Here is a 21,264-nt window from a genome sequence, read left to right as displayed (position 1 = left end):
TTACAATATTATTAGATTAATTTCAACTATTAATTAAGATAGTTTGTATGTTGATCACATTTACATTCTCACAAGCTTTTTGCCCTGAGATTCCAGTGTATATGAGAGATCTTGGGAGCGAGTGCAATCCTCGATTGCAGCCCAATTTCGTATCTGATGCATGAATTTTCATCAAAACTATTAGGCAATTTTCTGTCTTAACCCATGTCATACCTAGGACCTCTGATGCACTTGCATTAAAACAACTATAAAGAGGACAGGTGAGGAGGGGTATACTGTGCGCCAGTTTTAGTGACGGGAATTATTTTACGCGTCAGATGCACGCACGCTCTGCGGCGGCATTGTCATCCCTAAACCACCTCCTTTGGAGTGGTTTAGGGATGACAATGTCTATGTCGGACTAAACACAAGTATGAGATTACAGCTCAGAAATTCGGCTTAACAGGAGTTAACTATGAACCGAACAGAGGCCAGAATTCATCTGCCGCATTTTGGAACAATGGGCCTTGGATCGCAGCTTGGAACTTAGGCTATTCCAGCCGGGCAAGCAGACTTAGACGGATTTATTGAAAGTTTTAACAAGAAATGTGAGTCAAAATGAGCGCTTGCATAGCGATATTACTCACCCTAGGAAAGACATCAATGATTGGTGGCAGGATTACAACTAGATCCGTCCATATTTATCACTAACTGAAGGTGAAAGTTGTATCTAATACAGGGGGCGGGTCACGCTCACCAGTCGTTACCGCTAAGAGTCCAAAATCGTTAGCCCAAAAATTTTACATTCATCCCAGCAATATTTCCCTCCCTCATCCGTCTACCTCATCACAAGCCATAATCAGTTACTGCAAACGAGGTAAACACCATGAGAGATTTTGAACTGCACGGCAGAGGTCACGGGCGCGGATTTGGTCGTCACCGTATGGGCAAGGGCTTAGTCATCGGCGCGGTGATTTTCATCGTGCTCGGTCTGCTGGTGATGTCCCTGTGGAACGCCTTGCTCCCGGCGATCCTCGGCGTGAAGGCCATCGGATTCTGGCAGGCGCTGGGGATTCTGGTGCTGAGCCGCATTCTGTTTGGCGGATTAGGTTTCCGCCCGGGGATGTTTGGCGCGCACCGGCGGATGCACGAGCGCTGGATGAACATGACGCCCGAGCAGCGCGAGGCGTTTATTCAGCAGCGTCGCGAAGGCTTTGGTCGTCACGGTCGCGGTCACTGCGGCTGGCACGGCCATCGTGACGATAAGCGCGATGACGCCGCGCCCAAAACCCCGGAAGCAGAGTGAGCGAAATGAAAGCCGGGGAGGCGGGCGGATCCATGCTGATGTCGGCGCTCAACGCCTGCCGCGCCCGGCTGAAAGCCTTCATTCGCGGACGGACGTCCGTTCGCGATGATGCCGACGACATTTTGTAGGAAGTGACGTATCAGCTGATGAAAGTGGAGCAGCCGGTCGAAAACGTCGCGGCCTGGCTGTTCCGCGCGGCGCGTAACGAGATGACAGACCGGGCGCGTAAAAAGCGTGAGGTGTCACTCTCCAGCTATTTTTCGGGCGAAGACGAAGAGGGTTTTCCCGAGGACGAGCTGGCCGAAACCCTGTTCGGCGTACCGCAAACGCCGGAGGAGGAGTATCTCAAAACGCTGCTGTGGGAAGAGCTGGGGCAGGCGCTGTCAGAACTCCCGCCACCGCAGCGCGAAGTGTTTGAAAAGACCGAACTCAACGGCTACAGCATTAAAATGCTGGCAGAGGAGACGGGGGCCAGCGAGCAGGCGCTGTTATCCCGCAAGCACAAGGCGGTGCTGTTTCTGCGCACGCGGCTGCGGGATATCTACGACGCGCTGACGGGGGAATAGCGGCGACAGACAAAACCTTACACTTCCGGCACTTGTAGATTCATCACTATCGTTTATGATCGGGGCGTCTCGTTACTCTGGAATATTATGCGCAACCGTCAGCTCCTCGGAAAATGGCTTTTGATCATTACCTGTCTCGCGATGGCGATTTGCCTCGTGCAGCGTGCGGTGATGCTCAACCATTTTTTACAGGGACTGGATCCGCAGATTTCACTGAGTGCAGATGCCCCAACCCAAAGCAGCACCGAGCAGTCCGGGCCATCGCCCTGCCAGCTGGGCGCCCAGTCGCTTCTTTGTGCCCAGCCTCTGTTCTTCGACGGCGCGCTGCCGGCTATCATTATCTTCTTCGCGCTGTTACAGCTGCTGACGCAAGGGCGGGCATTCGCTCCCGCGGAACAGCCGGTTCAGGCACCGCCTCCCCGAATACACCTTAAAAACTGCGTTTTCCGTGAATGAAAATCATCGTCACCACACGATAATTTTTCACTGTTCACGGAGTAATACATGGTTAATCTCTTCAGGGGATTCGTCCTCCTGTGGCTGTCCTGCATCGGCATTGCCCATGCGGCAGACACCGGCTGGCTGGTCTCCCCACAAAACGATCACGCCCGCATCCGCTTTCAGGCGGAAAGGGAACAAACGCACGTTAAAGGCCTGCTCACCATTGAGCTAAAGCCCGGCTGGAAAACCTACTGGCGATCGCCGGGCGAGGGTGGCGTCGCGCCAAAAATCAGCTGGCCGGAAGGCGTAACGGACAGCTGGTCCTGGCCGGTACCGTCGCGCTTCGATATCTCCGGCATGACCACGCAGGGGTATCACGATAAGGTCACGATTCCGATCGTTCTCGACGGGGTTAAGAGCGACGCGCTCAATGGAACGCTCACGCTCTCCACCTGCAGCAACGTCTGCCTGCTGACGGACTACCCGCTGCATCTCGATTTTACCCAGCCGGTGGATGAGAGCTTCCAGGCCGCCTTCGAGCAAGCGATGCGCGCCGTTCCCGGTACGTCTGGCGTATCCACGGATCTCTCCGCCCGGCTCTCTGGTGACAAGCTGGTGATTACCGGCACGACGGACGGGAAGTGGGACAATCCGGGGATCTACTTTGACCCGCTGGAGGGTGACATTCTCCCCGGCGAGCCGGCCATTAAGCACAACGGCAACACGCTTCGGGTGACGGTACCCGTGACCGACGAATGGGGCGATAAACCCGCCTCGCTGGAAGGCAAGAGGCTGTCGTTTGTGCTGACCAATGGCGGCAACGCGCAGCAAACCACCATGACCGTTGGGACAACGCCAGAAGAGACCTCCGTACCGGACGGGACGGGAAAAATGATCCTCTTTGCCCTGCTTGGCGGATTGATCCTGAACCTGATGCCCTGCGTGCTGCCGGTAATGGGCATGAAGCTTAACAGCATCCTGCAGGCGGGATCTGACAGGCGCGCCATCAGGCTACGCTTCCTGGCCACCAGCGCCGGGATCCTCGCCTCCTTTGCGCTGCTGGCCGCGATGGTGACCGCGCTTAAGCTGACCGGGGCGTCGCTGGGGTGGGGCATTCAGTTCCAGAACCCGTGGTTTATCGGCCTGATGGTCGCCGTCACCTTCCTGTTTGCGCTGAACCTGTTTGGGGCGTTTGAGATGCTGCTCCCTTCTGCCGCCGCCGGGCGGCTGGCAACGGCAGGGGGCACAGGGCTTGGCGGCAGTTTCTGCGAAGGGATGTTCGCCACGCTGCTTGCCACGCCGTGCTCCGCACCATTTCTCGGTACGGCGGTTGCCTTTGCCCTTGGCGCGCCGCTGCACGCCCTGTGGCTTATCTTCCTGATGCTGGGCGTGGGCATGAGCCTGCCGTGGCTGTTTGTGGCCCTGGTGCCGAAAACGGCCATGCTGCTGCCAAAACCCGGCCGCTGGATGAACACGCTCAAAACGATCCTGGGCCTGATGATGCTGGCCTCCAGCCTCTGGCTGGTCACGCTGCTGAGCCTGCATCTGGGCGAGGCGGTCAGCCAGATCGTGATGCTGGTGTTGATCGTTATCGCGCTGGCGCTGTTTGCGAAGAAGGGGCAAGCCTCCTCGCCGTTATTCTGGGCCGTGGTCATCGCGCTGTCGGTGTTCGGCGGGTATCAGCTGCGCGGGTTGCTCAACTCACCGCCTGACGCCACCACGCAAAGCGTCGCACAGACCATCCCGTGGCAGCCGCTCAGCGAGGAGGCCATTGAGCAGGCGCTGGCGCAGGGGAAACGGGTGTTTGTGGATATCTCGGCGGACTGGTGCGTGACCTGCAAAGTAAACGAGCACCGGGTACTGCGTCAGCCGGACGTTATTGCCGCGCTGAGTCAGCCGGACGTGGTGGCCCTGCGCGGAGACTGGAGCCAGCCCTCCGCGCTTATCGCGGAGTTTCTCGCGAAGCGAAACCGCTACGCCATTCCCTTTAATGAGGTCTATGGCCCCGGCACGCCTGAGGGGGACATCCTCTCGCCGCTGCTGGACAAGCGCACCCTGGTCATCACCCTGAACAACGCAAAAGGCTAATGCATTATGAAAAAATTCTTTATCACGCTTATGCTCCTGCTGACCTCGGCTCAGGTCATGGCAGCCCAGCCGCTGACGCCGGACGAGGAGCAGCGCGCGCAGAAGATGATCGCTGATTTCCTGTTTAACGATCCGAACTCCCCGCGCATCGGCGCGAAAAATCCAAAGCTTACCCTGGTGGTGTTTACCGACTATAACTGCCCGTACTGTAAGAAATTCGATCCTTACCTGGAGAAGATCGTCGAAAAACACCCTGATGTGGCGGTGGTCTTTAAGTTTTTACCTTTCCGCTCGGAAAGTTCGCTGACCGCCGCGCGCGACGCGTTAACCGTCTGGCGCGCGCATCCCGAGCAGTTTATGAAATTTAACCATACCCTGATGGCCAAAAAGGGATACCACGATGACGCCAGCATTCAGGAGGCGCAAAAGCGGGCGGGGGTGAGCGTCACCGCGCCGGATGATGAGAGCATGGTGTCGATCAAACGCAGCCTGATCGTCGCGGAAAAAATGGGAATTCAGGGCACGCCCGCCACGCTTATCGGCGAAGGGCTACTGCCCGGCTGGGTTCCTTTTGAACAGTTCGACGAAATGGTCAGTGACGCACTGAAAAACCGCTAACCTGAAGGGGGCGGAATGCCCCCGAAAAACCGGAGAGGGAAATGAAAAAATTACTGTTACTTTCGGCGCTGGCGACCTCAGGGCTGGCCCAGGCCGCTGATGCCATACCGGATGTGGTGAAGCAGTTCAGCGAGCAGCAGCAGATCAAAATCATTAAGAAACTGGATGCTCCCGGCGGCGCACCGGCCTGGCTGGGGCAATATCAGGACATGGGCGTGACGCTGTTTTTAACCCCGGACGGAAAGCACGTTATTTCGGGCTATCTGTACGATGACAAAGGAAAAAACCTCAGCGAAGGCTATTTCCAGAAAGAGATCTACGCTCCGATGGGGCGCGAGATGTGGAAGAGCCTCAACGCGGCGCATCCCCTGAAGGAAGGGGCGGATAACGCCCCGCGTAAGGTCTTCGTCTTCGCCGATCCGTTCTGCCCGTACTGCAAGCAGTTCTGGGCCGAAGCGCAGCCGTGGGTGAAGGCGGGCAAGGTTCAGCTCAACACGCTGCTGGTGGCGTTTCTTAACCCCAACAGCGGGCGCAACGCCTCTGCGATCCTGAATGCGAAAGATCCGGTCTCGGCCTGGCGCGAATACGAGCTTTCCGGTGGGAAAAAATTGCCAAAACCTGAAGGGGACGCTTCCCGCGAAACGGTAGCGATCCTGCAAAAACATCAGGCGCTGATGGACAGCCTGGGCGCAAACGCCACGCCGGCCATTTACTATCTGAATGCGGAAAACGAACTGCAGCAGGTGGTCGGCATGCCGGACGCGCAGCAGCTTGAGGCAATGTTCGGGCCGAAGCCTTAAGAAATCAGGCAGAAACGGGGTGTTTCTGCCTGATAGTCACTTAGCTACCCCAGCGTCCTTTGAGGTAGTTCACCGCCTGCTGGGTCTGTGGCTGGTTCAGGTAATCTTCCCGGAACAGGATGGTGCCGTTCACGTTGGGCAGCGAATCGTTAAGGTCGAGCTGTTTTTTTAGCTCCGGCACGCCGCCCTGAACCGTCCAGTCCGGCTCATTCTTCGACGGTTCGCCCACCTTGTAGAACGCAATGCCGATATACAGGCGGGTATGGGTCGGCTTGACGACGTCGGCCCACCATTTGGTCAGCACGTCATAGCGCGCGGCATCCCGCGCGAAGGGCCAGTATATCTGCGGGGCGATGTAGTCCAGCAGGCCCTGCTGCACCCACTGACGCGTATCGGCGTAGGATTCATCGTAGGCCGCGGCGCCGCGCGTGTCCGAACCCGCCGGGTCAAAGGAGCGGTTTCGCCACACGCCCGCCGGGCTGACGCCAAACTCCACGTTGGGCCTGGTCTGCTTGATCGCGCGGGACACCTGCACGATCAGCTGCTGCGTATTGTGTCTGCGCCAGTCGGCTTTTGAGGCATATCCCTGGCCGTACTGCCGCCAGGTTTGCGCGTCGTTGAGCGCGGATCCCGGCGATTCAGCGTAAAAGTAATCATCAAACTGCACGCCGTCTACCGGGTAGTTCGCCACCACTTCGGTCACCACTTTGGTTATCCAGTCACGCACTTCGGGAATGCCCGGGTCGAGAACAAAACGATCGCCGGAGATGCGTACCCATTCCGGGTGCTGAACATAGACGCTGGACGGGGTCAGATATGAAGTCCGGTTCAGGGCGGCGATGGTTGAGGGCTTAGTATTGGTCGACACGCGGTAAGGGTTGAACCAGGCATGAACCTTCATGCCGCGCTTGTGCGCTTCATCCAGCATAAACTGCAGCGGGTCGTAACCCGGATATTCGCCGATGTTGCCCGTCAGCATATCTGACCACGGTAGAATTTTTGATGACCAGAGCGCGGTGCTGTCCGGCTTCACCTGGAAAAATACGGTGTTAATCCCGAGGCGCTTAAGGTTGTCGAGCTTGCCGATCAGCGCCTGCTTTTGCATGGTGATGCGCTGGTCGGCGCTGCGGCCATTCACCGAGGCCACCGGTGGCCAGTCGAGACGAGAGACGGTCGCCAGCCAGACCCCGCGCATCGGCTCGTTTGCCTGCTGCGTCGGTTTGCTGGCGGTGGGAAGAGGGGTAACCAGTGATTTAGGTGGTTTTGAGGAGCAGCTTACAAGTAAAAGCGCGCAGGCAGCCAGCGCACCGATCCGTTTTACGTGTCGCGTCATTTGCGTATTAGCTCTTGATAATCCGACTGTTAGCCCAGGGATTAAAGGCGGGCGCCGCCTGTTCTGCGCTTTCCTCATCGTTGAGGGAGTCCAGATACAGGGCTTCAACTTCCGCGCGCGCCCACGGGGTGCGGCGCAGGAATTTCAGGCTCGATTTAACGCTGGGATCTTTTCTGAAACAGTTAATTTTGATGCGGTCGCCCAATTCGCTCCAGCCATACTTCGCCACCAGGGCGTTGACCATCATCTCCAGCGTTACGCCATGTAAAGGATCTTTGGAAATGTGTGCAGTCATAGGCGTCCGGATGTCTCGATTTTTAGGGGATTGGGGTAAACGCTGAAAGGGTACAAGAAAGCAGGGGAAGCGGCAATTTTCCTTTTCCCCTCACTCACTTTATGACGGACTCCGTGCGCTGATTTTCACCGACAATTTTTCCCGCGCTGTTTTCAATCGTAAACCGAATCGACACGTCGTCCTGGCCCACGGGCGTAGCCGTCAGCGTTTTGACCATCGTTCCCGAGTCTGCTGCGATCGTCATCGTCGTCGTGCCTTTAGCCAGCACCTTGTCGCGCTGCGTGATACGCCAGGTCAGGCGGCATTCGCTGCACGGTTTCCAGGTGTCGTTGATGGCCCAGAGGCGCACGGTCGCCGCCGCGCCGGATTGCCACTGCGCGGTGACCGGTTCAATGGACGGCAAAACAGGCTGGTACGCGCGCTGGAGCGCGTAAAACCCGGCTTTAGGTTTACGCAGATAGTCCACTACGCCCCAGTTGATGGAGGGCCAGGTTTCCACAAACATAAAGTGGAACAGGGCCGTCACCGGCTGGTAGCGCTGTCGACGGTAGCTTTCTGCCGCCGTGGCCACCAGTTGAGACTGGTACGCCTGGGTATTGCGAATCATCGCCTGAATGTTCTTCCCGCGCGAAATACCGGCAAACTTAAAGGTCTGGAAGGGCTGAAAATTATGGTATTTCCAGACGGTCCAGCCGGGATCGTCGGCGGCGGTCGTTTTTGGCCAGAGCGACGCCGCCGGGATGATGGTTTTTAGTGTTGACAGGCGGGGAAGCGCCTGCGCGCCGAACTCGGTAATGATCCCCGTTTTGGCTGGGGCAAGCAGGTCGCGCACGGTGCCGAAGTACCAGCCCGCCCAGTAATGCTCCTCAACGGCGGAGAAGCGGTGCACGATGCGGGAGGTATCTTCGGCAAGCGTATCCGCCACCTTTTGCGTGAGCTCGCGATTCAGATCTTTATTCCAGTCCGGGAAGCGTTTTTCCATCCACGGCGAATTCCACGGCGGTTCGTTATGCCCGCCCCAGACGATGATGGCGGGCGAATTGCCAAACTGTTCGATCATCTCCCGCGTCTGTCGAACCGCATTTTCCGTGAAAGCCGCACTGTTGTTGTAGCCCCACTGCAGCGGAACATCCTGCCAGATCATCATGCCCATCTCATCGGCCACGTCATACAACGCACGTCCGGCAACGTGTCCGTGCACGCGTATGGCGTTGGCGTTCATGGCTTCCACCAGACGAAGGTCGCGTCGGTATTTTTTCCGCGTCATGGTGCCGAGCCAGGGGGAACCGATGTAATTGCTGCCCTTAATAAAAAGGCGCCTGTCGTTTATGAGCCAGCCCTTATTGTCGGGCTGCTCGACTATTTTGCGCAGCCCGGTGCGGGTTACCGCCGTGTCCATTAAGCCGTTTGCATCCCGCAACGCCACGCGAACGGTATACAGGTGGGGTTTTCCGGTACCGACGGGCCACCACAGCTTTGCCTTCGGCATGGGCAGCGTCACCTGAACGGAATGGGCACCGCTTTCGAGAGTAACCGGAAAGTCAGCCTGATAGGGCCTGCCGCTGAAGTTGGCGGGCGTGGCGGTGAGCCGCACGGTCGCCGGGCCCTGACCGAGCGCGCGGTAGCGAATCTCCGCTTTTAGCGTCGGGCGAGTCAGCCCCTGCGACCAGTCGGGCCGCAGGATGGTCTCATCAAGGGTAGCGCCCCGGCTAAGGTGCAGCCGGACCGGTGCCCAAATGCCGCCCGAGTTAGCGTCCTGTCCTTCCGGCGACCAGGCGCCACCGGGACGCGTGTCATGCTGATTCAGAACCCCCTTCATGGCCGTTTTATGCAAAGGCCAGATCTTGTGCGGATCTTCGTAGGGGCTGTCTACCCTGACGATGAGCCGATTGTGACGTTGTAACGCCGGGCTGGCGTCCAGCGAAAAACGCTGAAAGTAGCCCTCATGCTTGCCCAGCGGCTGGCCGTTCAGGGTCACCTCGGCCAGGTAATCGACGCCGTCAAACACCAGGGTACTCATCACGTCAGGGGGCTGCACGGGCAGGGAAAACGCGTGCTTGTACCACAGCGCGCCCTGATGATCGTACCCGGCACTGTACCAGTTGGCAGGAACCTGAAGCGGGTGCCAGCCTGATGCGGCAGGACGTGCGCTGTCATTGGCATCCTGAACCTGCCATTCTCCGGCCAGAGACCAGCTGACCGGCGCAGAGTTCGCCACCGCGTGGGTGGTCAACAGGGCAACGAGCAGCGTGCAGTTGCGAGCGTTCATTTGTTTACCCCGCGCGCGTTGAGCCACGCCATCAGGCGCAGCGATTCCTGGCGAAGATTTTCTTTCAGGGCCGCAAGCTGGCGCCCATCCAGCGTATGCGCGTCGCTTTCCAGCACCTGCAACTGCTGTGCGAGCGTGCTGAAGTCCAGGGTGACGGCTTCTCCGCGCAGCTTGTGGGCCGCGCGTCGCAGCGCCTCGCGGTCGTTGCTGTCGATCGCCTGGGTAATGGTTTTGATTGCTTCATTTAGCCCTTCGCCAAACAGGGCCAGCAGCTCCTGTACCAGGGTGGGATCATCAGCGCACTGCTTCAGCAGGCGTGCTTCATCCGGAAAACCGGAGGCGTCTTCGTGGTGCTGGAGCACGCGGGCAATCTCTTCAGCGAGACGCTCCTGGCTAATGGGTTTGGCAATATAGCCGTCGAACCCCATGTTCAGGCAGCGCTCTTTATCCCCCTGCATGGCGTGTGCGGTCATGGCGACGGTGGGTTGAGGCGGTCCGGGCCGGGACTGCTCTTCTTCACGAAGCAGGCGAATGGCGGTCTCACCGTCCATCTCTGGCATCTGAAGGTCGATCAGTAAAACGTCCCACGTATCCGCGCGCCAGCGTTCCAGCAGCGCGAAGCCATTGTCGACGATCTGACAGCTATGGCCGAGCCGCTCGAGCAGGCGCGCGGCGACCTTCTGGTTGACCAGATTATCTTCAGCCAGCAGGATCCGCAGTCCCGTGGCTGCAGGCGAGGCGACAGGCGTGGGCGTGCTTTCACCCACGGGTGCTGGCGAACGTTCAAACGCGGCGGCAATCGCCTGATGTAATTCATCCTGGGCGATAGGCTTATGCAGATAGTTCTTGATTCCGATCCGCTTCAGCATATTGATATCAAAATGTCGGCTCATGGAGCTCAGCATGATGATATGGCTTTCAGCAACCTGCGGCAGAACCGAAAGCTCAAGGGCCAGAGACACGCCGTCCATATCCGGCATCTGCGCGTCCAGCAGGATCAGGGGCCACGCCGTTCCCGTTCTAACCCGGTCAATGGCCTCGCTGGCGTTGTTAACGCAGGTGGGTTTCAGTCCCATCTGGCTGAGCATCGCGGACAGCAGCCGCAGGTTGGTCGCGTTATCATCAACCACCAGTACGGATTCACCGTTAAAGCGCTGGCTATGTGGGCGCTCTCCGGACGCAAGGGTCTGCGCTGCCAGCGGCAGCGAGAACGAAAATTCGCTTCCTTTTCCCGGCTCGCTGTAGACCGTTAATTCGCCCCCCATGGCCGCAACCAGTCTTGCCGAGATGGTTAGCCCGAGCCCCGTGCCGCCGTAGCGGCGGGTGGTTGAGTTGTCCGCCTGGCTGAAGGCTTCAAAAATGGCCTTCTGCTTATCTGCCGGTATGCCAATGCCGCTGTCGCGCACGCGAAAACGCCATCGATTCGCGCTATCGCCGGGCTCAACAACCAGGATAACTTCTCCCTGATGGGTAAATTTCAGCGCGTTGCCCAGCAGATTGGTCAGGATTTGCCGCAGCCGCGCGCCGTCAACCAGCAGCACGTCGGGAACGTCGGGCGCAATATCAACCAGCAGCTCGATGCCTTTTTCGCTCGCCCCCGGCATGTGCGGGCGAATGAGCGACTGAATAAAGGGGCGGACAGGTACGGGTTCCGACTCCAGCTCCACTTTGCCGGCTTCAATTCGGGAAAAGTCGAGAATATCGTTGATGATATGCAGCAGAGACTGGGCAGAGCTCATCACCAGGGTCAGATAGTCGCGCTGATCGGCACTCAGAGACGTATCCAGGCACAGCTGGGTCATGCCAATAATGCCGTTCATCGGGGTACGAATTTCATGGCTCATATTCGCCAGGAACGCGCTTTTTGCCTCATTGGCTTTTTGTGCCTCAATGGCAGAGGCGAACGCCTGAATTTCAGCCTCTTTGCGCCGCGTAATATCCTGCAGCGTGCCAATAACGCGCTCTGCGTTTCCCTCAATGGAGAGCGTAACCACCTGGCCGGACAGCAGCATCCAGCGCAGTCCTTCGGTAGGGTGATGCACGCGAATTTCACATTCAAAGACCGGACGATGATCCTGCTTCGAAGCGTGCAGCGCCTTGCGTAGCGCTGCGCGATCGTCCTCGTGGACCTGATTGAGGAGAAAACGCACCGGATATCGCCACTGTGTGCGCGACTGGCCCAGCATGGCAAGCAGGGTATCGTTGACCTGGAGCGTGTCGCCGGAAACCTGCCAGTCCCAGATCCCGATATGAATGGATTCCGCCGTCAGCAGAAAGTCGTCATGCAGCTGGTGGCGCGCGCGCTGCGCTTCATCCAGCTCCGTAACATCGCTGTGCAGGCTGACAATACCACCGTCCGCAAGCCGCTGATGCTGGACGAAGATCCGCCGCTGGCCCGCCTGGCGCACCTCGCAGTGCTTATCCTGCCGACAGTTGCGCACGATCGACTCGCGCAGCGTCTGGCGCAGGCCGGGATCGACGTTGTAAACGGCGTCGATAAAGCGTTCCGCCAGCGCTTCAAGAGTGGTTCCCACCGTCAGCCACGGGGTTATGACCGGATAAAACAGGGCAACGTTGTGATTCCAGGCCTGCAGGCATTCATTACGGTCATAAATCATGACGGCGGCCGGCAGCGCGTTAAGATCGTACGTGAATGAACTCATCGTGATTCCCCCTACGCGCGGTAGTGCAGTTCTGCCTGTCGGCGAAGGTATTCCAGCCCGGGCGCGATCGCCATGGCCCAGGCGGTGAGGATCTCATCGTCGCACTGCGGATCGCGCAGGCTCACCGCGTTCAACATCGCTTCGCGCCAAAGGGCAAAAAACCGCGGGGGAAGGTGGAGGCCGTCGTCGCTTTGCTCCCGCGCCAGGCGCTCGAGAAAATCAGGGACGATCAGGGCGCCGTCGACCGCAAGCATGGCGAAGAAGCTTTTAAACAGGGTCTGCTGGCCCTCCCGATCCGGCAGACGAGAAAAATGTGCCTCGGTTTCGGGTGACATATGGACGAAGGCGTCATAGAACGTCTGAAAAAACGCGGTTTTTTCATTATTCGGAAAGACGCGGTTCAGACTGGATTCAAACAGATCGCGATAGAACTTCACGGCGTCCTCCTTATGGTGCTTTCGCCCGGCAGACAGTGCCCGATGGGCGTGTATTGCTCTGCCAGACGGCGTGAGAAGTAGCTCTCTTTCTTCGACCGACGCACGTCAAACAGAGGCCCGGCGTTGTGTTTAAAGAAAAGGGCTTCCAGCACCGTGGCGTTGGTCGAGAGGGTTAAGGCAGCGTTGGTATCGCCCGTGGCTTCCTGACGGCCTTCATACCAGCCTTTCTGCGGATCGTTAAGGTGTTTGGTGACCGTCATCAGCACGTCGGTGTACGGGGTATCCCACAGCGCCCACAGGGCAAAAACCGCTTTAGTCGATACCTGTGCGAAACGGGTGTAGTCCCGGCCATCGTCTCCGACAGAGTTCCAGGCATAGCCATTTCCCCAGACGGTATCCTGGATATGCCAGGGCGCCTGAGAGAGCGTGAAATCTGCCCTGGCCGTCATGATTTTATCGGTCTCCCAGCGGGTCTTCTGGCTCAGCCAGACGTTTTCGGCCTGCTTGCGCAGACGCTGTTGCAGATCGGCCGCAACGCCTTCTGGCTCCCAGCCAAACTCCAGGCCCGGCAGCATATAGGGAAGGGTGGTAATCAGAGAGGGCTGCCACGTGGTGCGCGGATCGCGGGCATCGACGGCCAGACGCCGCTGGGCGATGATGACGTGGTGCGCCGGGGGCGTAAATGCTTTATCCGGGGAAAATCCCCACAGCTGAAACGCCGTCGCGGCATATTCACTTTCGCCCAGCCGCAGTTCCTCCCGCACGACCGGCTGACCGTTTTGCAGGGAAGAGGACCACAGTTCGCCTTCGCTGTCGATGACCGGGCAGAAATTCCAGCGCAGGATAATTTTATCCAGGTATTCGCTGTACTGCGGCTCCCGCTCTGCGGTAAGGCGCAGGGCGAGCATCAGACGCGCCATGTCGCGCGCGGACCAGCCATTTTTGCTGGGCTTGCCGCTAAAGTCGACTGGCGTCGCCGTCTGGCTGGAATAGAGTCGACCCGGCGTTCGGGCATCGGTCAGCATCAGGCGGTTAAGGGTGCCCATGAGACGGGTTAAGCGAGCGTCATACTCGGCGTCCTCAATCAGCCCCAGCTCTTTTGCCGCCAGCAGGGCGATAAGCGTATCGCCCATTTGCCAGAGCGTGACGCGGGGCTGTTTGTCGCTCCCGTTGACCAGGCCCGTTTGCGGCTGGGTATTATTGACGAAATAGCGCCAGGCGATCGTCGCCCACGTCTGCTCTTCCGGCGTCAGGGCGGCGATACGCGCGCTGGAGTGCCAGCCGCCGTGGATTAGCCAGCGCCAGCCTGCGCCCTGATGGCCAAACAGGGCAAAAATGACCCCGCCTGCAATGAGTAATCCCGCGAGCCCTCTGGCTAAGGTTTTAAGCATTGCGCAGTCACCGGAGGCAGTTTAACGGGCTCGTCCACGCTGCATGACGCGCACTGACAGGCCTGACAGGCGGGTTTGGTACGCTGCGTGACGCCCGTCCGGTCGCACCAGCTTTTTATGGCCGGTGTGCTGCTAAGGAACGGACGGCTGCGCAGCGCGTTGTTCTCTTCAAACTGATCGAGCAGCTTGCGATCCCACAGCGAGGGGGCAAAATCCTTGCTCTTTGGGTTGTCGGTGTTGAAGGCCAGCAGTTTTCCCTCTTTCTTGAACAGCAGGGCTTCCAGCATGATGCCGTTATTGTTCGCGGTGAACTCTTTGATCGGGCCGTCACCGTTTTCATACAGCCCTTCGTAGTAGCCTTTTCCCTCTTCGTTGGCATTCTCAATGGTATTCAGCAGGCGGTCGGTATAGGGGGAGTTCCACAGCACCCACATGCCCAGCGCCGCCTTCAGCGATATTGCGGCAGCGTTGGGGACGAACTGGCCTTTATCGGTAATGGTGTTCCAGTTGTATCCGTCGCTGAAGACGGTGTCATAGACGAAGTAAGGAGCCTTATCGAGCTGGTGCTCGGAGCGCGCGGTGAGGACGCCGGTAATGGTATAGCGGTTCTCCTGAGCCTGATAAACGCGGTCAGCAAAGTTTTTCATCCATGTCAGGGAGTAGTCGCGCGGGGCGTTATCCCGGTCGGTCGGTTTATCAAAGCCGAACTCCAGCCCGTAGAGCAGGTAGGATTCCGTCACCACGTAGTTATGCTGCGACGTGTTGCGCGGGTCGCGCGTATCGTACGGGACCAGCACGCAGTAGATTTCGGCCAGCTCATAAGGCTGCGGACGGCTGGCTTTACAGGTATTAAACCCCCAAAGCTGGAACCCGGCCGCGCCGTACTCTTCATAGCCCAGCCGACCTTCCTGAACGTACTTCGGCTGGCCGTTCTCGAGATAGGCCCCGTACAGCGTGCCGCAGGGGTCGATCGCGTGGCTGAAATCCCAGCCGAGCACCACGTTATCAATGCTGTTGCCGTATTCCGGATAGCGCTCTTTGACGATTTTCAGCCAGACCAGCATTCGCCCGATATCCAGCGCCGAGAAGCCAATTTCGCCGGGCTTGTTGGTGTAGTCCACCTTCTGGGCGCTGATGGTGTTATAGGCCTTGTTGGGCAGCTCGTTGCGGAACAGTACCAGGGTGTTTAACGTGGCGAGAAATTTCAGCATCCGGCGGTCAAATTCCGCTTTATCAATGATCCCGAGCTCGCGCGCCGCCGTCAGGGCGGCCAGATAGGAGGCGCTGTCCCACATGGTGGTGGAGGGAAATTTGTTGACCGCATTCACCAGGCCCGTCGTGGGCTGATAGTTGGTGACGAAATACTGCCAGGCGTTTTTCGCGATGGTCATCTCTCGGGCCGTCAGCTCGCCGCTGCGCGGGGAGTAACCTGATGCAGGAAGCTCGGTGTCCGCACGCACGGTCGATAACGCCAGCCAGCAGATCGTTATTCCCGTGAGCAGGTGGAAAAGGATCGGGGATCGTGGCTTCATGGCGTTGCTCCTGCTGAGGGGGAAGTGTAGAGGCAGGCCAGACAGAGCATCTGACCATGCGCGATGTAAGACAGACTTTCCAGCACAATGGCATTGGTATCGGCGTCCACGACGGCATTGACGCTGTTGTTGAGATTTAACCCGCGCTGCCAGCCTTTACCCGGTACCTGAAGCGGCAGAACCTGCTGGCGCAGCGCTTCGCTCCAGCTGTTGCGGAACAGGGCATACCAGGCAAACGCGGTGCGGGTGGAGGTTATCGCCACTTTCTCCGGCACCTCGTCGCGCAGGTTGCGCGCCTGTACCGGCTGCCTGTTCGGCAGATCGTTGACGTAATCCGGCGCCGGTTCGGCGTAATCCGTGCTGACAGGGGGTTTTGGGCTGCGCAGGCTATGACGTCGCTGCTGGATCTGCATAATCCGCCACGCAATCTCAGCGCTCTGCGCGTCAAAGCCCAGCTCAAGGCCGGTTAACAGGTAGGGGAGACTGATCAGGGAGGTTTGCTTGCCCCAGGGCGTGCGTAGCCCTTCATCCGGCACCATCACGCCGTCCAGATCGATCATCTTTTGCCCTTCAGGCGGGTTGGTCACCGCGATGCCTGCCGCGCTGTCAATCAGGCGCAGCGTATGGCTGGCATAGAGACGGTAGCCAAAGCTGTCCCGCTGTTCGTCATCGGTCAGCGTCCAGTGATGGAGCGGCACGGCCGCCTGGCTTTGGACGTTATGTTCAATCAGAGCGCCGGTGTTCCAGAGGCTGAAGAGATCGTGGATAGCCGACGCGTGCTGAGGATAGCGCCACAGGAGGGTCTGAAGCGCCGTCAGCAGGCGGCTCAGCCCAATTGCCGAGGCGTCGGGTTTGCCGAGGATTTTCAGGGTGTCGGCATGGTAATACGCAGCTGGGAGGCCTCGCTCGTTGAGCGGCAGCTGCCCCAGCGCGAACAGGGCCGTACCGATCCTCTCGTCGAACTCATCGGCGGAAATAATGTTGAGCTGCTCTGCGGCAGCGGTCGCAAACAGGTAGCTTCCCACGCTCCAGAGGCTCAGCCAGGGTTCACCGTCGCTGGCATTCGGCAGGCCGTTTGGCTGGGTATTATTCACGTAGTATTGCCAGGCGACCCGCGCCCAGATGGCTTCGTCATAGGTCAGGGCGCGTTTCGCAGGCAGCGGCGGGAAGTCTTTGCTGAGCGCGATGCCGCCGCTGCTTTCCACGCGCGTGGGCATCTGTTTCTCCACCCAGGCCACAATGGCAAAGCCGAGCAGGAACCCGAGCAAAATGGTGAGGTAGCTGCGCGCGGGCAGCAGGGCATCACGTATCCTCATTGGGTGACCTCATCCTCTTCAGCGGGCGTCCACATGGCCGCGAAAATCAGCGGCAGCATGGCGGCGATATTCACCCCTCCCCAGAAAATATTGATGACGTAGCCGGAGGGGTCGTCCACCTGTCCACGCGCCACCTGAATACCACCCCAGATAAGCCCTGCGAGGGTCAGCACCACAATGGCAATCTGCGGCTTCACCAGGTAGAGAAAACGGCCCGTCTGCCGCTCTTTTGGCGTGACGTGAAATTTGATCTGCTCGCCCCGCAGCACGGTATTGAGCGCGCGCAGGTTCATGGAAAAGAAGGAGAGGTAAGAGGCCCTGCCGTCCCAGGCCGAGATCCCCCATGTCCCGAACATAAACGCCAGTTCAGAGAAGATAAAAAAGGGGAGAAAGTGGAGATAGAACGGCGTCGACCATGCGGATACCGGCGGAATGCCGGTGAACAGATAGATAATGGGCGAAATCAAAAATACCGTGTTCCACACGCAGGCCATGTAAGACCAGAAGGTGGTGGCATACATCAGCGTCTGGGGGAGGGAAAGCCGGAAGCGGCGACGGCTGAAGATATTGTCATGGAACAAAATATCCAGCGAGCCGGCGGCGTATTTAAAGCGCTGGATCATCCAGGTCAGCATATCCTGAGGAGAGAGCATCTTCGACTCCACCCGCGGATGCATGACCGAGCGCCAGCGTCGCGCGGCGTCACCGTGCAGCAGCACCGAGGTGTAAATATCTTCGGAGACGTGAAATTTGTAGGGGGTGAGCTCGGTGTCAAACGCCACGTGCGGGCGCATCGCCTCCTGCAGCGCTTCGCGGGTTTCTTCATCGCGGATGTCGCGGGTGTGGCGATGGATCTCCTCTTCGACGGACCAGACGTAGCTTCTCAGCGCGGCCTGCATGACCGCCTCGCGCCGGTGGATGGAGGCCGCGCCGCAGCAGAAAGCCGCGTTCGCCCAGTTGCGCCGCCGCAGGATCACGTCATAGAACATGCGCGGATCGTTAAAAAACGGGTCGCGGCCTACGGTCACCGGGCCAACGCACTTTTGAATCAGCCAGCCCAGACCGTAGCCCACTTTTCCGGCTTTTCGCTGGCCCCAGCGTGAAAGATTTTCTCCTTCCGGAAGGTCGAAGAACCACTGCGGCGTCTGCACCCAGGCCACGTCCGGATCGCGAAAATAGCCCAGCGTATGGCTGAGAAGGGTGGGAAATACGCGGGTATCGGCGTCGCAGATAACTATGAAATCACCGTCGGTTTGCTCAAGACCGTTGCGCAGGTTGCCGGCCTTAAAGCCGATGTTGGTCTGGCGGCTGATATAGTTAACGCCTTCCTCGTCGCAGACGGCTTTCATCTCCGGGCGGCGGCCGTCATCAAGCACGTGGATCCGGTAGTCAATCGGGTACGGGTAGGCCATCTTCAGGGCGTCGCGAATGGACAGCCTGACCAGCTCGGTGTCTTCCGAGTAGGTGGCAATGAACAAATCCACTTTAACAGGACGAGGTTCTACGGCCTCTTCCGGAAACAGGCATTCGTTGATTTCGCCGGGGGGCGGACACTGGGGGGGATCCTGTTCTTTCCATAAGTTGATGGTAAACAGCACGGTCCCTATCCACGCCAGCGTTTCGGCGAGGACCAGCGGTATGGCATACCATAGTGCGTCAGTATTCAGGGAGGCGGTCCAGCGCCAGTAAATATAATTTGCACCCAGAATAAGCGCCGCGACCGCTAATACCTGCCAGGTCATCATGACCCAACGCGGTGTTGTTAACGGTTCCGGAGGACGACGATGTTCAAAACGGGAAAAATAAAAATCCATAGTTCCGGCGTTCCTGATTCCGTGAAAATGCAGACCCATTCTGCTGCGCAGACAGTTGCCCAAAAGCGAAAGAAAATAGCGAGTAAACAAGATTTAAGATAAGTGTAGAACGCCGAATAAAAGTGTCCAGCGTCGTTTTTATTAATATGAGGTGGTGATTAATTTGGATTTAATTCTGCTTAATATGTTTCATCTGCCGGTGATAAATTGCAGTTACTATTCCTTTAGACTATCTACTTTATTTAGACCTTAATTTTCGTTTTCAGGCAAAGGACACCCTATGAGCCATGTTGCGCCGTCGATTGCGCAAGAAGATGACGCTAAATCAATAACATGGAGGTATGTCGTTGCAGGTGCCCGTGACCTGAGAATTGACTTTATGCGCGGCATTGCCCTCGTCATGATGGTCGTGGCGCATACGGAGGTAATGTCGATATTTAATATATTCTCCTGGGAGCGTTTTGGGTTAACAACAGGTGCAGAAGGCTTTGTCATTCTCTCGGGGTTTATGCTGGGTATGCTGAATCGCGCGCGTCTGCAAAAAGTGGTTTTGCTTACGGTTTCCTGGGGACTTTATCTCAGGGCATGGAAAATATATCGCGTAAATATCATTATCATAGTGTCGTTTATTCTGTTGGCCTATATCCCACATATTAACGTTTTCGAGGTCACCCATTTTACCGACCGCTTTTCAGGTCAAAGCTGGTCGCTTTATCCTGTGACGCCGCAAATTAAAGAGACCTGGTTCAACATTATTCTCTATTTGCAGATCGGCCCCCACCAGACGCAAATTCTCGGACTGTATATCTTTTTGCTGCTACTCAGCCCGCTATTTTTAGGGATGCTGCAGAAAGGAAAAGTCTGGTGGCTGCTGGGGCTGTCGCTGCTGGTGTACAGCCTGTGGCAGCGGTGGCCGCTTCGGCTGACGCCGTCGGAATTCGAATTTGCCTTCCCGCTGCTCGCCTGGCAGTTCATCTTTGTGCTGGGCATGGTCAGCGGCTGGTATAAAGCCGAACTGCTCTCGTTCGCCCGGACGCCCCCGGGGAAAGGGGTGGTGGTGGCGCTGGTCATGGTGTCGCTGGTGCTGGGATTTGTCGCCCAGAACCATACCAACCCGTTTATGCCGCCCGCGCTGCTGATGCACGTCATCCCGCCTGACAGCTTCAATTCGTTTTATCACACCTGGGCGGCGAAGAATGGGCTGGGGCCGGTGCGGGTATTAAACGATATCGCCCTGATGGTCACCGTCTACCTGGTGCTGACGTATTGCTGGACGCCGCTCAACCGCCTGCTGGGATGGTTCCTCATCCCGCTAGGGCAGCACTCGCTCTATACCTTTATTTTGCATGTTTACGTGGTGCTGCTGGTGAGTCAGTTCATCACCTTCGATTTATGGCGTCACGCCTGGATAGAGAACACGTTAGTGCATGCGGCGGCACTGGGTATTTTGTGGCTGATGGCAAAATACGACGTCGGCGCACGCTGGATACCTAACTAAGGATGGCGGTTATGCGCGAAAAATGGCTTCTGGCGGGCGTGCTGCTCGCCGCGATACCCGCCGCGGAGGCGGCGCAAAGCAGTGATAAAGAAACCCTGCGCGATAAGAACGGTGAACCCGTTCAGGCAGGCGTTTTTACCAGCCGTTGGGGGCGCCTGTTCTCGGGTAACGACAAGAAATTCTCAGGTGCGCTGAGCTTTAGCTCGGGACTGAAAGAGCAGTGGATGAGCATTCCTAACAGTTCAGACACCGCCACGGAAAAGAAAAAGATTAACCAGACGCTGAATCTCAGCCTTCAGTATTCCCCCTACAGCTTCTGGTTTGCCAACATTACGTCCCGACTGCCGGTCAGAGACACCAGCCGCTACACCGCCGATTTTCGCTACAGCTTCGGCTACGATGACTGGCACGCCAACACCGTGAGTCTGGTTTACAGCAACTACGGCGATAACCATTTCTGGACATCGGGCAGCCGACGACACACCTATTTCGAACAGGGCGCCTTCACGCTGGCCTATAAGTTTTCGCTACCGAAACCGGTTGAAAACACGCTCCTGATTAATAAAGGGGATTCCATCATTTGCCAGGTCGGGTACAGCTGGGTACCGCGCTACTACGACCTCAGCAGCGATGACATCCGCAAAAATAAAAACGTCATGCTCGGCGGCTGCGGCTACACCTTCAAACAACATTTCTTCGTTCGCGCGACGGCATTCTGGTTCCCGGACAGCAGCCAGCAGCAGCCCTGGAACGGCGATTACAGCTACAGCTTCGGTTATGCCGGCTATACGCCGGGTTCGTTCTCCATCCAGTACGCTAACTATGCGGGAACGCGCTATCCGGGGCACGGCAACGGGAATGCAAAATTCAGGGAAGGGACCGTGAGCCTCATCTGGTTCTTACCGCTTTAGGAGGGAT

Annotated in this window: 16 protein-coding genes and 1 pseudogene; 8 read left to right on the top strand and 9 right to left on the bottom strand. The window is 57.9% G+C overall.

What is annotated here, in order from left to right:
• Positions 1-865: 865 nt before the first annotated feature.
• The 6 genes and pseudogenes from IM284_RS05615 (at position 866) to dsbG (ending at position 5,798) form a co-directional block, all read left to right on the top strand.
• Complete coding sequence (locus tag IM284_RS05615) at positions 866-1,285, top strand: hypothetical protein (RefSeq protein WP_047368588.1); 420 nt, start codon at positions 866-868, stop codon at positions 1,283-1,285.
• Between the two features lie 5 nt (positions 1,286-1,290).
• Positions 1,291-1,851 (top strand): annotated as a pseudogene (locus tag IM284_RS05610) (RNA polymerase sigma factor).
• 87 nt (positions 1,852-1,938) lie between these two features.
• Positions 1,939-2,307 carry a hypothetical protein gene (locus IM284_RS05605; protein WP_028013210.1) on the top strand — a complete coding sequence of 123 codons (369 nt, stop codon included), beginning with the start codon at positions 1,939-1,941 and terminating at the stop codon, positions 2,305-2,307.
• 48 nt (positions 2,308-2,355) lie between these two features.
• Positions 2,356-4,380 carry a protein-disulfide reductase DsbD gene (locus tag IM284_RS05600; RefSeq protein WP_047368587.1) on the top strand — a complete coding sequence of 675 codons (2,025 nt, stop codon included), beginning with the start codon at positions 2,356-2,358 and terminating at the stop codon, positions 4,378-4,380.
• Between the two features lie 6 nt (positions 4,381-4,386).
• A complete protein-coding gene (locus IM284_RS05595) occupies positions 4,387-4,998 on the top strand; it encodes a DsbA family protein (RefSeq protein WP_047368586.1) in 612 nt (203 codons plus the stop codon).
• A 41-nt stretch (positions 4,999-5,039) separates the two neighbouring features.
• Complete coding sequence (gene dsbG, locus IM284_RS05590; RefSeq protein WP_047368585.1) at positions 5,040-5,798, top strand: thiol:disulfide interchange protein DsbG; 759 nt, start codon at positions 5,040-5,042, stop codon at positions 5,796-5,798.
• A 40-nt stretch (positions 5,799-5,838) separates the two neighbouring features.
• Here dsbG and IM284_RS05585 read toward each other — a convergent pair whose 3' ends face one another.
• The 9 genes from IM284_RS05585 to IM284_RS05545 all read right to left on the bottom strand — a co-directional run bounded on the left by IM284_RS05585 (position 5,839) and on the right by IM284_RS05545 (position 18,848).
• The gene (locus tag IM284_RS05585; protein WP_047368584.1) at positions 5,839-7,131 is read right to left on the bottom strand and encodes a glycoside hydrolase family 10 protein; all 1,293 of its coding nucleotides are present in this window, start codon (positions 7,129-7,131) and stop codon (positions 5,839-5,841) included.
• 7 nt (positions 7,132-7,138) lie between these two features.
• The gene (locus tag IM284_RS05580; RefSeq protein WP_041909918.1) at positions 7,139-7,426 is read right to left on the bottom strand and encodes a VF530 family DNA-binding protein; all 288 of its coding nucleotides are present in this window, start codon (positions 7,424-7,426) and stop codon (positions 7,139-7,141) included.
• Positions 7,427-7,520: 94 nt separating this feature from the next.
• Positions 7,521-9,695, bottom strand: coding sequence for a glycoside hydrolase family 2 TIM barrel-domain containing protein (locus tag IM284_RS05575; RefSeq protein ID WP_047368583.1), 2,175 nt, complete (start codon positions 9,693-9,695; stop codon positions 7,521-7,523).
• A complete protein-coding gene (locus tag IM284_RS05570; RefSeq protein WP_047368582.1) occupies positions 9,692-12,358 on the bottom strand; it encodes a response regulator in 2,667 nt (888 codons plus the stop codon). The genes IM284_RS05575 and IM284_RS05570 overlap by 4 nt, the downstream gene beginning before the upstream one ends.
• Positions 12,359-12,369: 11 nt before the next feature.
• Entirely contained in the window at positions 12,370-12,795 is a 426-nt protein-coding gene (locus tag IM284_RS05565; RefSeq protein ID WP_028013202.1) for a hypothetical protein, read from the bottom strand.
• Positions 12,792-14,186, bottom strand: coding sequence for a DUF3131 domain-containing protein (locus IM284_RS05560; RefSeq protein WP_047368581.1), 1,395 nt, complete (start codon positions 14,184-14,186; stop codon positions 12,792-12,794). Before IM284_RS05560 ends, IM284_RS05565 begins: the two co-directional genes overlap by 4 nt.
• Positions 14,171-15,718, bottom strand: a complete 1,548-nt coding sequence (locus IM284_RS05555) for a DUF3131 domain-containing protein (protein WP_045630442.1) — start codon at positions 15,716-15,718, stop codon at positions 14,171-14,173. Before IM284_RS05555 ends, IM284_RS05560 begins: the two co-directional genes overlap by 16 nt.
• Positions 15,715-17,034: a DUF3131 domain-containing protein gene (locus tag IM284_RS05550; RefSeq protein ID WP_047368580.1), complete on the bottom strand. Its 1,320-nt coding sequence runs from the start codon at positions 17,032-17,034 to the stop codon at positions 15,715-15,717. Before IM284_RS05550 ends, IM284_RS05555 begins: the two co-directional genes overlap by 4 nt.
• Complete coding sequence (locus IM284_RS05545; protein ID WP_028013198.1) at positions 17,031-18,848, bottom strand: glycosyltransferase; 1,818 nt, start codon at positions 18,846-18,848, stop codon at positions 17,031-17,033. The genes IM284_RS05550 and IM284_RS05545 overlap by 4 nt, the downstream gene beginning before the upstream one ends.
• Before the next feature lie 280 nt (positions 18,849-19,128).
• On the opposite strand from IM284_RS05545, the gene opgC reads away from it, so the two are divergent.
• Together opgC and IM284_RS05535 are read left to right on the top strand one after the other, a co-directional pair.
• The gene (opgC, locus tag IM284_RS05540; protein WP_047368579.1) at positions 19,129-20,346 is read left to right on the top strand and encodes an OpgC domain-containing protein; all 1,218 of its coding nucleotides are present in this window, start codon (positions 19,129-19,131) and stop codon (positions 20,344-20,346) included.
• A gap of 11 nt (positions 20,347-20,357) precedes the next feature.
• On the top strand, positions 20,358-21,257 hold the full coding sequence (locus IM284_RS05535; protein ID WP_028013196.1) for a hypothetical protein: 900 nt from the start codon (positions 20,358-20,360) through the stop codon (positions 21,255-21,257).
• The last annotated feature ends 7 nt before the right edge of the window (positions 21,258-21,264 follow it).

The organism is Enterobacter cloacae complex sp. P12RS (genome assembly GCF_014895875.1).
Lineage (GTDB): Bacteria > Pseudomonadota > Gammaproteobacteria > Enterobacterales > Enterobacteriaceae > Enterobacter > Enterobacter bugandensis.
Note: the sequence above shows the minus strand (reverse complement) of the source record. Positions and strands in the feature narration are given on the sequence as shown.

Coding starts and splice junctions, on each gene's coding strand:
- IM284_RS05615 (WP_047368588.1), top strand. CDS start 866: ATGAGAGATTTTGAACTGCACGGCAGAGGTCACGGGCGCGGATTTGGT.
- IM284_RS05605 (WP_028013210.1), top strand. CDS start 1,939: ATGCGCAACCGTCAGCTCCTCGGAAAATGGCTTTTGATCATTACCTGT.
- IM284_RS05600 (WP_047368587.1), top strand. CDS start 2,356: ATGGTTAATCTCTTCAGGGGATTCGTCCTCCTGTGGCTGTCCTGCATC.
- IM284_RS05595 (WP_047368586.1), top strand. CDS start 4,387: ATGAAAAAATTCTTTATCACGCTTATGCTCCTGCTGACCTCGGCTCAG.
- dsbG (WP_047368585.1), top strand. CDS start 5,040: ATGAAAAAATTACTGTTACTTTCGGCGCTGGCGACCTCAGGGCTGGCC.
- IM284_RS05585 (WP_047368584.1), bottom strand. CDS start 7,131: ATGACGCGACACGTAAAACGGATCGGTGCGCTGGCTGCCTGCGCGCTT.
- IM284_RS05580 (WP_041909918.1), bottom strand. CDS start 7,426: ATGACTGCACACATTTCCAAAGATCCTTTACATGGCGTAACGCTGGAG.
- IM284_RS05575 (WP_047368583.1), bottom strand. CDS start 9,695: ATGAACGCTCGCAACTGCACGCTGCTCGTTGCCCTGTTGACCACCCAC.
- IM284_RS05570 (WP_047368582.1), bottom strand. CDS start 12,358: ATGAGTTCATTCACGTACGATCTTAACGCGCTGCCGGCCGCCGTCATG.
- IM284_RS05560 (WP_047368581.1), bottom strand. CDS start 14,186: ATGCTTAAAACCTTAGCCAGAGGGCTCGCGGGATTACTCATTGCAGGC.
- IM284_RS05555 (WP_045630442.1), bottom strand. CDS start 15,718: ATGAAGCCACGATCCCCGATCCTTTTCCACCTGCTCACGGGAATAACG.
- IM284_RS05550 (WP_047368580.1), bottom strand. CDS start 17,034: ATGAGGATACGTGATGCCCTGCTGCCCGCGCGCAGCTACCTCACCATT.
- IM284_RS05545 (WP_028013198.1), bottom strand. CDS start 18,848: ATGGATTTTTATTTTTCCCGTTTTGAACATCGTCGTCCTCCGGAACCG.
- opgC (WP_047368579.1), top strand. CDS start 19,129: ATGAGCCATGTTGCGCCGTCGATTGCGCAAGAAGATGACGCTAAATCA.
- IM284_RS05535 (WP_028013196.1), top strand. CDS start 20,358: ATGCGCGAAAAATGGCTTCTGGCGGGCGTGCTGCTCGCCGCGATACCC.